We start from the raw sequence: 12796 nt of genomic DNA on the forward strand, positions 1-12796 counted from the left end.
TGATAGCCAGCGATAGCATTGTTCAAAGTGATTTATGCTATTCTAGCTGTCATAAAATTGCAGTATCATTGGGTTTAGATAATACATTTAGCCTGGGGGAGTCGCTGTGCCATTCCGTGAAAAAGAGTTATTCCGTAGAACCGCAAGTTCTGAACTAAACCAAACGTTGACAAGAATTGAGCAACTCAGACAAGTATATGGTGAATATCAAAAGACTTTGATTCATTTTCACACTCCGGCATCACACGATTACAAATTCGTTCGTGCTCCTAAGTATTTACGTAAGAATGAATCTGTGAGACTTTTTACGAGTTATGATCAGTCGGAAGTTGATCAGATTGCTATGGATTTTGATTTATTCAAATTAGCAAGGATTACACACGAATATCTGGATAAAATGGTTGAAAAAAATTCGTTGTTTGAGACCGTGAAGGAGCTTGAGGGGTACTTATTGATAGCCCTAAAACTTTATCTAGAATCAATTAGAGTGGCTGTGATAACTGATCATAATACGGTGGCGGGGTATGAACGCCTTAAGGTCGCTATCAATATCATCAAAAAGTGTCTTCCAAATAAACAAGCACCAAGTTTATTATTTGGAGTTGAAATCTCGTGCGGTGATTCATTGCACGTTGTCGGAATTACCGATGATTCTTCAAAGAGCAGAGCATTAGTTGCCGAATTTCTTAATACCAATATTTTGAGCGAAAATTCAGGGACATACCTGCCCTCATGGGAGGTTGTTGAGTGGTTCAAAAAGCAAGGGTTCATCTCGTATGTTGCGCATATCAATACCTCCGATGTATTCAAATTAGAGTATGGTAGTGGGGCGTATAAAAAACGTTTATTCTCTGCGGAAAACATGCAAGTAGTTGGCGTTTCTAAAATCGAAAAACAGCAAGACGTTTTACGACAGTTAAAGAACCACAATGTAACCAGTCCTGTGTTTTTCCTTGATGAAGATTCTCATTGCCTAGAAGACCTAGCTACAAAGACCTTTTGGCTAAAAGGGCAGGAGCTTGATTACAATATGCTTCGCAACGCGATTGAGGATTCTGATGTATCGTTAAAGTTTGATCGTCCTGAACTTCCTGATGTATTTATCAAAAGCGTTTCAATAGATGGGGATGGCTTTCTGGGAAAATCAGACAGTCCGTTTTCTGTTTCATTTTCAACAGCATTGAATTGTGTCATTGGTGGAAGAGGAACTGGAAAAAGTACATTACTAGATTGTGTCAGTTTTGTGCTATCACAACGTGTGCGTGATCTTACGCAGCTAAAGAACATCTGCAAACAAGGTAGAATTTTGTTAACACTCTCGGTTGAAGGCAAAATTTACTATGTTGTCTTTAACCCGGCCATAGATGGGGTTCGTGACGATGCATTCATGCGGGGCTATCTATTTGGTCAGGAGCACCAGCTGCAATATCACGATCGAATGGAAGATACATTTGACGAGGAAAAAGTAACCAAAGCAACCCGAGAAAAAATTCAAATCTTTTCGCTACACGACGATGCCGTCTATGAAGTTATCGAAAAGACAAAGTTTTTTAACCGTGTTTTTCGGTCATCATATTCTGTTAATGAACTGGTGAAGAAGGCATCCGATAGACACATTACGTCGTTTATTGAAAGTCAGTTAAATTCAACCTCTATGAAGGTTGGTAAGATTCGAGCAATATCTATTGAAAATGATGAAGAATTAAGGAAACAAGCGGGGCTGGTGAGCAAGAAACTTGAAGATCATAAATCAAAGATTTTAACCAAAATCCAGCGTATTAACGCTGAATCTAAACGTGTGCGTGTCACGTACACACAGAAAGCACTTAGTTCACAATATTTTGATTGGTTTAGACAAACTGATCGAGATTGGTTTAAGACATCTAAACATTGGTTTCTAAATTACAATATTGATGCTGATGGATTGATGGATTTATTTGAAAAAGGATCGGATGAGTTTGGGGTAATAGAACTCTATCTTCTGTTCAGAAGTGAGGATTTCGAGAAGCTCCGCCCGTTGTTGTTGAGCTATGCTAGTGAAATCAGCACACGTGACATTGACAATTCAGTTGAAAAAATCACGGTCGAAAATGTGGATCAGGTGCTACGGAAAATTAAGGATAAGATTGTTAGGCCATCAAGGTTTTCTGTATATGATCTATTGAATCAGTATTACCGGAACGTTGATCAGTTTGATTTGCAGTTTGACATCAACAGCTTTGAAAATGACAGTCAAATGACGGTGTTTAAATCTATCTCCGAAATATCATTGGGGCAAAAAGTAGTCGCGCTGTTAGACTTTATTTTCATGTTTGGTGCTGTAAGCGGAGATGTAACTCCTCTCCTTCTTGACCAACCAGAGGATAACCTTGATAGCACTTATATTTACCAGCACTTGGTCGAAGCACTACGTAAGCAAAAAGACCATCGCCAAGTGCTTATTGTCACTCATAATTCAACTATCGTGACGAATTCAAAACCGGAGCAAGTGATTTCACTACAATCTGATAATACGCATGGATGGGTTGAAAATACCGGGTATCCAACTGAGGCGGAAGTTGTCTTGCAAATTGTTAATTTGCTTGAGGGGGGAGTAGCTTCGTTCAAACACAAGGAATTTGTATATAGCCCGATTATTGGAAACTTTAGTAATGGTGCGCCCAGTCATGGTAGGTAAGAACCATGCCGCCGCCAGAAATATCAACCGTGAACCAGAAGTACACGGGTTTCCCTGATACGGTGCGATCAGCGGTAAGTTCTAGCCAGTGATCGCCGTCTTCCCACGGCTCGATGTAGTCACAAAGCTCCATTAAGGCGTCTTCGGAATCACTCATTGTTCCAGCTTTGATTGTATTGGCGTAGTCTTCTGTAAACTGCATCTTGTTTCTAAACTGTGGTGCAATCATTCTTCATCACCTTCATCTGCGACATTGGTGTAAGTCATGATCAAGCCACCGTCGTCGCCAATAGTGACGTTGAACCAAAAGCGTTTCGGAAAACGATCGGCTGTCAGTCCGCCGGGAGCGCCCATCCAGATTCGTGAATCCGGGTACTCGTGAGCGTGCATTGCCATCCATTCAAGTTGGTCTTTCGCGTCTTCGTCAGACTGGAAAGGCACGTTCTCGTGAAAGTCGTTGAGAAATTGCGAGCAGTTTTCGATTTTGACATCAGTGCTCATTTGGCACCTCCTGTTCTGTTGGGGTTGCAGGTACGGTATTGGCTGCGGCACCAATTTCGGTGAGGAAATTATAGCCGCGTGGCACTAGTGGTGTGTAAAATTCAGAGATCACGCTGCCGCCAGTATCGACGTAGCCGCGTCCCTTGATTGGTTTTTGAAAGAAGTCTTTGTTGGTTTCGCCGAACATCATGGAATAGCCCAGCTCACTCATGCGCCCAAGCGCCACGCGAAACATAAACTGATCTCTTATCCCATCGCCTAAATATTTTGCGTCAGGCCGCTGGCAAGCCAATACGAGAAAGAAGCCAGCTTGGCGACCCAGCATGACGATCTGTTTGAGCCTAGACATGACTTGCATGGCATCGCGGCCAAGCATATCCATGAAGGCCACGTATTCGTCAAAAATTAGGAAGTGGGCGGGTAGTCCAAGATAGGCGTAATTCTCGCCGGTCTTGTATCCGTCCATTTGCTTCATTTTGTCGTTACGCGCCATCATGTCCTGATAGAAGGTTTCAAGTGCACCCAGCATGGCCTCCCGCTTCGAGTAGACCCCTGGCATCACGTCAGCAAGGTCGGCGAGGTCAGCGTTTTTCGGGTCAAGAATGGTGAGTTTAGCACCGTCTTTCAGTAGTGCTTCAATCAACGTCAAAATAAAGTAGGTCTTACCACCACCAGTGCCACCAGCAATCAGCATGTGGGGCAGCGCGTCATAGTGCCAAGCCACAGTTTCCATGAGCTGCATGGAGCCATGCTCACAAGTGACGTCAGCGATGGTGATACGTTTGCCGATTGTGTCGTAAAGCAAGGTGTATTCGACGTAGGAATCGTGCAGAATCTTGTCTACAAGCTCACAGTACAGACCAGCCTCTAACTTCTTTTCCAAGTGCAGGAGCTGATCTTGATAGGAGGACATGACGATTTCAACGGAAACGTGGATTAGTCCGCCTTTGAGCCGGTAGTAGATTTTGGGAAAGTGCGAGATCTTCTCTTTGATGCGCGTTGAGCCTAAGTCCTTGAAGAAACTCTCACTGCTGGTTTGATCAGTTTGGTACCACTTGTTCTCCATGATCATGCGGGCGAGCTTTTGGCGGTGTTCCATCTGCTTGTAGGAATCCGCAAACCGTGTTCGATATGCCCACAAGCCAGCACCAAAGAGGAGTGCCGTGCATAGACTGGTGATAACCAGCGGTAGCCACGACCAAGGCAGGGCAACCACGTCCGGCCAACTAAAGAATTTCCAGTTGATTTGCTTTAGCAGCGGCCAATAGGCAATCGCAGCACCAGTCACCCACAAGCCAACCACAACGATCATGGCCGTGTTGTAGAGCAGGTTGCGTTGACGCGGATAGACCCGTTTACCGCGATACGTGAGTTTCATTCGTCTATATTCACTCCGTCGTAGCCAATTACAAGGCCAAGTGGGCTACTTGAAACGTTGAAACTAAAGCGCGCGCCTTGGAGATAGGCTTCGGGTTTAGCACATTGCTCGCTGGCTAAAATCAAGTCACAAGCATTCATGCCAGCTTGAACCGCGTGATTAGCTGTGTCGATTAAGTTGATGATGACGTCACCAGTGGGTGATGCCCCGTTGTCAAAATCAGCGATGTGTTCGTAGTGAAGTTGAAAGTCGTCCAAGTTGACGAGGGTTACTTGATCATTCATAGAAATTCTCCTTTGGGCGTTACTTGACGCCAATATATTTAATAGATGGTTGTCGGTCTTCGGTGTCGATGTTGAAGCTGAACTCTTTGGATTCGTGATCGCGGGTACATTTGCTGTCTACCCAAATGGAAAACGGTTCGCCAGCAGTTGCCTGTTCGGCAGCCATTAGTACCATGTCGATCAAAGCGTCTGGGCTAGGATCGTGGAAATTAGGGTCAACTAGCGCGGGGTAGTCTTCCAAGAATCCGTCGATATTCATTGCGGACATTTTCGGTCTCCTTTCATTTATGGGAATACGAAATTCAATCAACACCCATATAAATCACGGTATCTTCAAGCATGTTGAAAATGAATTCCTTTGGTTCGTCATCAATCGTGTTGTCATCAACCCAGATAATGAATTGACCGTCCATTGCCTGTGCTGCGGCATCAGCGACCAATTCCTGTAAAAAGTCAGTGCTTGGGGGAACACCATCCGTTCTGACAAGTCTGGTGTAGTCTTCGATGAATTCGGTGATTTCAAAACTTTGTGGTTGAATCGATCTCGCATTCTTATTCATCACTGACACCTAGATACGAGAGCCGTAAGCCATCTTCACCTTCATATGAAGTGAACGAGAACAGCTTATTCATGCCGTCGTTGGTCTGTTCGCTGCCGATATACAGGTGCTGGTAGGATTCCGGGCTTTCTTCCATGAGTTCCACCATGTCTTGCAGAATCTCGTCTGGATCAAGGCGGTAGCCATTGTCGATTTCTTCGTTATAGTCGTCGATGAACACTTCACGACCAACTACGGTCAATGTGGAAGTCATTATCTGTGATCAACTCCTTTATTGTTAGGCGAATTAGAGAGATAATTGTATTAAGAAAGAAGGCGATTACATGTGGCCTAGAAATCAATATACTGGTGCAGGCGGTGGTAACTACACCGGAGCTGGTGGAGGTTTGTACACTGGTGCTGGTGGTGGCGCATATACCGGACCCGGTGGCGGGCTGTATACCGGTCCTGGGGGCGGAATGTATACTGGCCCGGGTGGCGGGTTATATACCGGTCCCGGAGGTGGAATGTATACCGGCCCAGGCGGTGGATTATATACTGGCCCGGGTGGCGGGATGTACACTGGTCCAGGCGGTGGATTATATACCGGCCCGGGTGGCGGAATGTACACAGGTGCAGATTCACATCCATACATGAGCAACATCCCACCTTGGAAAGTATTCATAAAAGAGCTCCGTCATAGGGGACATGCTTATGAAGCCGATCAGATTGAACGTTACTTGCATTAGCTCTGAAAAGACGATTGTATAATCGTCTTTTTTTTGTCATAGGGCGGCGCGCGGGAGGAATGGGGCAGTGAGCTATTTCTTGTCATTGGTGTTTGGCTTCTCCTGTGGCTTGGTCGGTGCGGTGGCAATCACGAGATCCTTGGCCTTCATGTACCACGAGGTTTCAACTCGGTTGAAGTTCGCGTTTGCCACGGTGTCGATCACTGGGTCGACCAAAGTAACAATCTGGTTGTACTTGAAGTCTTTGACCCCAGCTTCAGCCGGAATGGAAACCTGAATCATCATTCCTTGTTTCATGGACTTCAAGTCATAGGTGCGTTCCTTCACGTCGTCGGTAAGGTTGCCGTCTTCGTCTTGCACGAAGCGTTCGCGGCGCTGGCCGGAGAATTTTAAGACGCCAAAGGTTTCTTCTAAGTCGATTACGATGCCTTCTGCTAATCGCATGTGAGTTCCTCTTTTCTTTTATTTGACTGGGACAATATCGTCGGCATTGCAGACGTAGCGTACAAAGGCTTGCTCACCAATCCGATAGCCAACAGTTGCAATGCGTGGCTTGATGATGGTGACTGGTGCATCAACTTCAATGCTTTCAGCCTTGTCACCTTTCTTCGACGGAATGGTGATCTCGATGTTGTCGGTACGCTGCAAGTCGGAGAACAACTCGTAAGTGCGGGAGACAACCTTGCGATTGTCGCGATCACCCTCTGACAGCTCGCGCTTGAGCGAACCGAAGTACAGGTGGCCGAACGTCTTTTCAATGTTTGGTGCAACAAATTTGAGTTCCATGTTGTAGCCTTCCTTTCGTATTCAAAAAGCCGGGTAGGTGGGCTACTCGGCTGTGGCTTGGTGATAGTATTCGGTTAGTTGTTGAAGTAGATAATCGTAAAACGACTTGGAGACTGGATGAACCGTGCGACCGTCAGCGTATCGTGGAAACTGGATATACCAGCGATACTGACCTTCGATGAGCTTCACGTTTTTCAAGATAAGCACATGATCCAGTACGATGTCGCCTTGGAGCAGCACGTCGCCGCCGGGATCGGGGTACATATTAATAGAAGAAATGCGCATGTTACTTGCCGTCTTTCTTCTTGGCACCACCGATCACAACCATTGCAGCGAGGACGCCGAGCAGCAGTACCACACCGATGACGATGAGCCAGCCGGACGTTGCGTTACCGGTTTGTGGGAGACCTGGCTTAGGCGTCTGCTTGTCGGTCATGACGGCCTTCACGATTTCACCATCCTTAGTGATTTCGAATGGCACGAGGGCTTCGCTAATTTCGTAGCCCTTTGGTGCATCGTATTCTTGGAAGCTGTACTTGCCAGCAGGCAGATTGCCAAAGGAGAAGACCCCGTTCTTGTTAGTGCGACCAGATACGACCGTCTTGCCGTTTTGGTACAGAATGCGGATACCGGTGTTTGGCAGCCGCTTCCCAGTCGCAACGTCGGTCTTGGTCAGTTCGCCCGTGCCCTTGATCAAGTCGTTGGTCAGTTCAAAGGCAATCGCAGTTTCCTTGGCGTCAGCTTTGGTATCCCCAATCTGCTTGTCCTTGCTATCGAAAACCGTCACACCGTCCTTAGTAGACACGAGCTTGAGGGTTTCCTTCGATAAGACAAGGTTGGTGGCGGAAGGCTTGGATTCACGGAGAAAGAAGGTGCCGACTGGTAGGTGCTTGATGGAGCCAGTGGAATCTTTGCCGACGGTGATAGTCTGAATCACCTTTTTGTCAGCGTCAAGCAGTTCAAAAATCGTACCAGTAGCGTTACCAGTCATGGCGTAGGTGTAACCCTTACCTGAAACCAGTGTGGCAACTTCATTGATCTTCTTGAATGACAGTTCGTTTTCGTGGAGCTTGTTGTCGATCACCTTGCCGTCATTGAGGTCAATGTGTTTGATTTCCGTGTTGTCGGTGGTGTGGAAGTGGAAACCGTACATCGTGGTATTCAAGTCGTGCTTCTCACCAGCATCAAGTTCCTTCACGAAGTAGTAGCCTTCTGGCAACTGAATCAATCCAAATTCAGCCTTACCGTCTTTGACCGTCGTGGTGGCGACGAGTGATTCGGAAGGAATCACAGTGTCGCCAATCTTGGTCTCGCCTTGAGTGAACAAGCCGAAGACCTGACCGTTGGCATCGACGTTCTTGATTTTTGGGAGGTTGTCCTTCCAGCCAATAATACTTTCTTCTTGCTTGGTGAGCGAAACGTCGAGCTGCTGGAAGTCGTTCTTGGCTTCAAGTGAGGTGGAGGTCACTGTCACTTCTTGACCGGCATACTTGAGTTCCAAAGCAATCGGATCGGTGTTCATGATGAACCCGTTTGGTGCAGAGATTTCAGTTGCCGTGTACTTACCAAGATAGAGTTCTGGGGTCTGAATCTGACCTTGAGCGTCAGTGGTGCCGGTAGCAACCACGTCACCCTTGTGTGCACGAACCGTGCCGTCAGCAGTCGTAATATCTTCGGCTGCTTTAAACTCGAACTTCGTACCAGCGAGGGCGGTGTAGTCGTAGCGATACTTATACTGATCGCCATATTCAGTTTCAACCTTTTCAACGACGACTGGGGTAGCCCCGGTCTTGGTCAAGGTGGCGACACCCTTTTGGGAGAGGTCAGCAAACTTAATGACCACGATGCCGTCCTTGTCGCTGCCGTCGATGGTGAATTTGGCAGGTTTCTTCGCCAATACATAGCCTTCTGGGGCTTGAACTTCTTCGAGCTGGTACTTGCCGTAGCCAAGCGCTTCGGCGGTGATTAACTCACCGGAGTTGTCAGTAGCAAACTTGTCAGTTGTGCCGGACTTATCAGCAGTTGGCTGGACTTCGTACTTGTTGGTTTGCAGGTTCTTAACACGGAAGATTGCGCCAGCGCGTAGCACGGTCTTCCCGGTTTCGGTATCGACCTTGACCACCCGCAATTTTTCTTCGATTGCCTTGTTTTCGATGCTGTAATGCTGGGACTTTTGGGTGCCGTCAACCGTGACAGTGAACGGCTTGATCCCGTTGTAGCCTGTTGGTGTCTTGGTTTCAGTGACGGTGTAAGTGTCGTAAGGTAGATCTGTGAACTTCACGTAGCCTTGGGCATCGGTGAGGCCGGTACGAACAACCTTGCCAGTGGTCTTACTGGTTACAGTGAACTGGGTGTCCTTGAGCATGACCGACTTAGTGCCTTTGCCTTGCGTTGACCAGTCGTAGTTCCCGTATTTGAGCAAGTCGAGATCACCAGTGATGACTTGTTCCTTGACCGTCGTGGTAGCAGTTGCAGTGGTGACGTTCTGACCAGCGTAAGCCAACTTGAAGGCGTGTTTTTGTAGATCAAGAACGTAGCCGGTCGGCGCCTTGACTTCTTGCCAGTAATAATCGTCAAGTTCCAAGCCGGAAACAGACGCGGTGTTGTTGGCGATCGTCACCGACTTCACGAGCTTGTCATCGGCTGCACGGTGAAGTTCGTAGACAGCACCGTTAAGGCTGGCAGCACCTTGTGGCTGCTTACCCGTAACGGTGTCTTCTTTGATGATCGTGGCAGTGCCGCGTTGTTCTTGATCAGTCGTATCGACGTGAGCAGTGGTGACCGCGACAGTTTGACCAGCATACTTCAATTCAAACGGCAGCTTGGTCGTGTTCAGAACATAGCCAGCAGGGGCTTTTTCTTCCAGTGCGTAGTAGCTACCGAGCTTGAGGTTTTGCAAGGTTCCCTTGCCACTGCCATCGGTCGTGATTGCGCCAACCCGTGTTCCGTTATTGGTGTAGATCCCGTAGACAGCGCCGTTAAGCGAGTAGTAGGCATTGAACATGTCGCTGCCGAACTCACGCCCGATCTTGGCGAGGGTCACATTGCCGAGTTGCTCCTTGTTGCCGAGGACAACTTCAACGGTCTTGCCGGGTTCGATGGTGACTTCCTTGAGTTCGCCTTTGTTGACGTAGCCGTTAGGAGCGGTGACTTCGCTGATTTTGATCTTGGTACCAGCTTTGATCCCGTTCAGGGCAGCATAGCCGTCAGTGCCAGTCGTGACTTCCTTGGTGGTGCCATCGTATTCAAACTTGAGCTTGGCACCCGGTAGCGCCTTGTTGGTATCGGCGTCAACTTTTTGGGCTTTCACGTTACCGTTGAGATTAACTTTAATAGGTAGAGAGAACTCGCCGTTGTTGGACAGCTTGAAGTTGACGAGCTTTTGTTGTGAGCCTTTCGTGTAGACGAAAGAGGTACCCACGTCAGCAGCTTTGGCAATCGCATAAGCCACCTTACCAGATTCCTTCGACTGGGCAGTGGCCGTCAGCGTGAGCTTATTGCCAGACTTCGTAATATTGAGGCTCGCGGTGTTCGCCGTTTGCTGGGCGAAAGCTGCGAGCCGTCCGTTAGTATCAGTCAAGGTGATTGAATCACCGACTGCCAGCGTGATTTGCTTACCGTTGAAAGATGGCTTGCGATCATGCGCAGCAACCTTATCAAGGATTGCTTTCTTTTCAGATTGATAGGTCTTGTTAGGTGTGGTGAGTAACGAATCGCCGAGCGTTTCCCAAATAATCATCTGGGTCACGGCGTAGTTGCGGTTGGTTGGGTTTTGGTAGTAGCCGTAGTAAGCAATCTTGGCTAGTTGATCCTTCTTAGCGTCGGAGTAGGTGCTGGGGTTGTAGCCGGAGCCACTCATATCGAGATCGACCCCGTGCTCCACACAGAAGGCAACTTTGCCGTCCACCTTTTTCATCCACATACCTGTGTCCGTCCAATGTAAGCCATTAAACAGATGCAGGTGCCAAGTGTTGCGCCAGTCGGCGACCTTGGTGTTGGTCATGCTGGCGGCAATCGCCATTGAGGCCGGGATAAAAAGCTGGACGAAGATTGCAATTAGAGCGGCGAATACGGAGGTTCGCCGAACTGCTTTCATCAATGTAATTCCTCCATTCTTATTTTTCAGTAGCAGCGTGTGAACTAAGTGCAACAAAAGTGAAGCTGAATTACGGTTCAGCAACGTAAGCCTGTTATTTTATTTGGAAAATTAACGGGCGACTATTATCGGCAAATAAGTCGGAGACAAATAAAAAACAGGAAATAAAAATAGACCGCTCGGACATTGAGGGTCTACGCTTGCTGTTGATATGAAGTTTTCTCCAATTTGCACCGTGCAACTTTTATGCTGCTTCCAAAGCTGTTTTTTGTGATATAATTGAGCTTATCGAAATTCAAAAGCCTTTAACGGCGCTCATTTGCGTTCATTCGGCTTTTCGGGGCAACAGAATGGGAATAAACCCTAGCGCGAATGAACAGTAAATGCCGGGCTTACCGGTATTTCAGACGAAGTGAAACAAATCGAAATGGGTAGAATTTATTTGATTTTTTACATAAATCCTATCCAACGATAGAGCCAGCTCAGAAAAAATCTGAGCTGGCTTTTATTATCGGAATGACTATTCTTTATGGCACAATGTAATAGGCAACTTTGGATGAACTTATAAAAGAGAATGGGGCTCGAATGAAAATAGTTTGGCATTGATTCGAAAGCAGATGACGAGAAAACTGACTCACTTATTCGTGTGGAGTTCGCCTCCAACCGTTGACAGGTAATTAGCTCGAGTGCTTAATGAGCATGACCGAACAGCAATCGATACGTGTACAGGAGGATTTACAATGATTACAATAAAAAGGGAAAAGCTATACCACTGGATATGGACCAAGGGCTTGGTCAAAAGCGCATCAGAACTAGGCACTACACCAGGAAAACTCAAAAATGTTCTTTTGCAGGCCGACATTCCACTGCCTAATCCTCAATATTGGATGATGCGTCAACGTGAAAACCCTCTGCCCAGGACACCGTTGCCAGAATCTGAGCTCACCGTACTTGAAGTTCCTCAAAAGCAACTCCGTCAGGCAAAAAATCTCTCCACGCCCGAGCCGTCACCGCCATCCAACCATCACTCTTCAGAGACCAAGCTTGAAGCCACTTACCCGCCCATTTTTAAGGAAATTGAGCTCACCAATCGTTCCGCGATTATTTCAGCATATCAACAATTGAGCGTCCCCTCCCAGTTACCCAAGCATCTTCACCCCTTAATCGACCAGGTGTACCGGGTAAAAAAATCTGAACCGGTTTACTATCTCGGTTATTCCCGTCCTGCGCCTATGCTGTGGTTTCATAGCAGGTACGAAAAGAGAACTCCAGCAGGAGCGCTGATCATTGCAGATGCTTTACTGGAAGCACTGGCTTCGGTTGGCGCTACGGTGAAGCTCAAGAACGATGATCATAATTATCGCGGTCGCTATGATGCTGAGTTTGAGCTTGAAGGCGCAGAGTTCGAATTAAGTTGCCATGTTCCAACTCAAAAAGATAACCCTAGTAAGGATCAGTGGGGGCGGCCCACTTTTAGCCTCACCAATGAGCTGCTTAGATTTGCCGTGACCACTTCATTCACTTGGAGTAAAAGCCCAATTACCCATAAATCTGATGAAAGCGAAACTGACTATGTAAAGCGGATCTTTATCAGGATAATCTCGTTAATTCCCAAAGGACGTAGAGAGATTGCCGCAAGAAAAGCACAACAAAAACTGTTTCCTCAATTTTCAAGTCAAGTGCAACGATGATAACGAATTCTTGATAGTGGTCTAGGCTGTTACGCCATGCATCGGTAGTAATCGCATGGGCGAAGATAGTTCAGAATACGTCTGGGACGATGGTT

At 47.1% G+C, this 12796-nt stretch carries 14 protein-coding genes; 3 read left to right on the plus strand and 11 right to left on the minus strand.

The genetic code is table 11. The annotated features are described in order from the left end of the window. Window positions 1-106: 106 nt before the first annotated feature. Window positions 107-2677, plus strand: a complete 2571-nt coding sequence (locus AAA927_RS11560) for a Spaf_1101 family AAA-like ATPase (RefSeq protein WP_338217970.1) — start codon at window positions 107-109, stop codon at window positions 2675-2677. On the opposite strand, the gene AAA927_RS11565 is transcribed toward AAA927_RS11560, so the two are convergent. The 7 genes from AAA927_RS11565 to AAA927_RS11595 are packed head-to-tail and all read right to left on the minus strand — an operon-like array spanning window position 2646 to window position 5656. Beyond that, a complete protein-coding gene (locus AAA927_RS11565; RefSeq protein WP_338217971.1) occupies window positions 2646-2906 on the minus strand; it encodes a hypothetical protein in 261 nt (86 codons plus the stop codon). The genes AAA927_RS11560 and AAA927_RS11565 overlap by 32 nt on opposite strands. Next, window positions 2903-3178 (minus strand): hypothetical protein, encoded by a 276-nt coding sequence (locus tag AAA927_RS11570; protein ID WP_338217972.1) that lies wholly within the window; start codon window positions 3176-3178, stop codon window positions 2903-2905. Before AAA927_RS11570 ends, AAA927_RS11565 begins: the two co-directional genes overlap by 4 nt. Continuing rightward, complete coding sequence (locus AAA927_RS11575) at window positions 3168-4556, minus strand: FtsK/SpoIIIE domain-containing protein (protein WP_338217973.1); 1389 nt, start codon at window positions 4554-4556, stop codon at window positions 3168-3170. The genes AAA927_RS11570 and AAA927_RS11575 overlap by 11 nt, the downstream gene beginning before the upstream one ends. Beyond that, entirely contained in the window at window positions 4553-4840 is a 288-nt protein-coding gene (locus tag AAA927_RS11580) for a hypothetical protein (protein WP_338217974.1), read from the minus strand. The genes AAA927_RS11575 and AAA927_RS11580 overlap by 4 nt, the downstream gene beginning before the upstream one ends. A gap of 19 nt (window positions 4841-4859) precedes the next feature. Continuing rightward, complete coding sequence (locus AAA927_RS11585; protein ID WP_338217975.1) at window positions 4860-5108, minus strand: hypothetical protein; 249 nt, start codon at window positions 5106-5108, stop codon at window positions 4860-4862. A 34-nt stretch (window positions 5109-5142) separates the two neighbouring features. Next, a complete protein-coding gene (locus AAA927_RS11590) occupies window positions 5143-5400 on the minus strand; it encodes a hypothetical protein (RefSeq protein ID WP_338217976.1) in 258 nt (85 codons plus the stop codon). Next, window positions 5393-5656, minus strand: coding sequence for a hypothetical protein (locus tag AAA927_RS11595; RefSeq protein WP_338217981.1), 264 nt, complete (start codon window positions 5654-5656; stop codon window positions 5393-5395). The genes AAA927_RS11590 and AAA927_RS11595 overlap by 8 nt, the downstream gene beginning before the upstream one ends. A gap of 101 nt (window positions 5657-5757) precedes the next feature. Between AAA927_RS11595 and AAA927_RS11600 the strand changes: the two genes are divergently transcribed. Next, window positions 5758-6036, plus strand: coding sequence for a hypothetical protein (locus AAA927_RS11600; RefSeq protein WP_338217977.1), 279 nt, complete (start codon window positions 5758-5760; stop codon window positions 6034-6036). Between the two features lie 164 nt (window positions 6037-6200). Here the strand turns inward: AAA927_RS11600 and AAA927_RS11605 are convergent, their stop codons facing one another. From AAA927_RS11605 to AAA927_RS11620, 4 genes are read right to left on the minus strand one after another with little or no spacing between them, the layout of a single operon-like run. After that, the gene (locus tag AAA927_RS11605; protein ID WP_338217978.1) at window positions 6201-6572 is read right to left on the minus strand and encodes a YdcP family protein; all 372 of its coding nucleotides are present in this window, start codon (window positions 6570-6572) and stop codon (window positions 6201-6203) included. A gap of 18 nt (window positions 6573-6590) precedes the next feature. Beyond that, entirely contained in the window at window positions 6591-6914 is a 324-nt protein-coding gene (locus AAA927_RS11610; RefSeq protein WP_338217979.1) for a DUF961 family protein, read from the minus strand. 42 nt (window positions 6915-6956) lie between these two features. After that, window positions 6957-7199: a hypothetical protein gene (locus tag AAA927_RS11615; RefSeq protein WP_196241251.1), complete on the minus strand. Its 243-nt coding sequence runs from the start codon at window positions 7197-7199 to the stop codon at window positions 6957-6959. A gap of 1 nt (window position 7200) precedes the next feature. Next, the gene (locus tag AAA927_RS11620) at window positions 7201-11010 is read right to left on the minus strand and encodes a SpaA isopeptide-forming pilin-related protein (protein WP_338217982.1); all 3810 of its coding nucleotides are present in this window, start codon (window positions 11008-11010) and stop codon (window positions 7201-7203) included. A 740-nt stretch (window positions 11011-11750) separates the two neighbouring features. On the opposite strand from AAA927_RS11620, the gene AAA927_RS11625 reads away from it, so the two are divergent. Further along, complete coding sequence (locus AAA927_RS11625) at window positions 11751-12701, plus strand: hypothetical protein (RefSeq protein ID WP_338217980.1); 951 nt, start codon at window positions 11751-11753, stop codon at window positions 12699-12701. Window positions 12702-12796 lie beyond the last annotated feature (95 nt).

Origin of the sequence: Lacticaseibacillus salsurivasis, from assembly GCF_036246225.1 — a bacterium.
Classification (GTDB): Bacteria; Bacillota; Bacilli; order Lactobacillales; family Lactobacillaceae; genus Lacticaseibacillus; species Lacticaseibacillus salsurivasis.

Excerpts from the sequence above, each read along its gene's own strand:
- AAA927_RS11570 (WP_338217972.1), bottom strand. The coding sequence starts at position 3,178 with ATGAGCACTGATGTCAAAATCGAAAACTGCTCGCAATTTCTCAACGAC.
- AAA927_RS11610 (WP_338217979.1), bottom strand. The coding sequence starts at position 6,914 with ATGGAACTCAAATTTGTTGCACCAAACATTGAAAAGACGTTCGGCCAC.
- AAA927_RS11620 (WP_338217982.1), bottom strand. The coding sequence starts at position 11,010 with ATGAAAGCAGTTCGGCGAACCTCCGTATTCGCCGCTCTAATTGCAATC.
- AAA927_RS11565 (WP_338217971.1), bottom strand. The coding sequence starts at position 2,906 with ATGATTGCACCACAGTTTAGAAACAAGATGCAGTTTACAGAAGACTAC.
- AAA927_RS11580 (WP_338217974.1), bottom strand. The coding sequence starts at position 4,840 with ATGAATGATCAAGTAACCCTCGTCAACTTGGACGACTTTCAACTTCAC.
- AAA927_RS11575 (WP_338217973.1), bottom strand. The coding sequence starts at position 4,556 with ATGAAACTCACGTATCGCGGTAAACGGGTCTATCCGCGTCAACGCAAC.
- AAA927_RS11585 (WP_338217975.1), bottom strand. The coding sequence starts at position 5,108 with ATGTCCGCAATGAATATCGACGGATTCTTGGAAGACTACCCCGCGCTA.
- AAA927_RS11605 (WP_338217978.1), bottom strand. The coding sequence starts at position 6,572 with ATGCGATTAGCAGAAGGCATCGTAATCGACTTAGAAGAAACCTTTGGC.
- AAA927_RS11615 (WP_196241251.1), bottom strand. The coding sequence starts at position 7,199 with ATGCGCATTTCTTCTATTAATATGTACCCCGATCCCGGCGGCGACGTG.
- AAA927_RS11625 (WP_338217980.1), top strand. The coding sequence starts at position 11,751 with ATGATTACAATAAAAAGGGAAAAGCTATACCACTGGATATGGACCAAG.
- AAA927_RS11590 (WP_338217976.1), bottom strand. The coding sequence starts at position 5,400 with ATGAATAAGAATGCGAGATCGATTCAACCACAAAGTTTTGAAATCACC.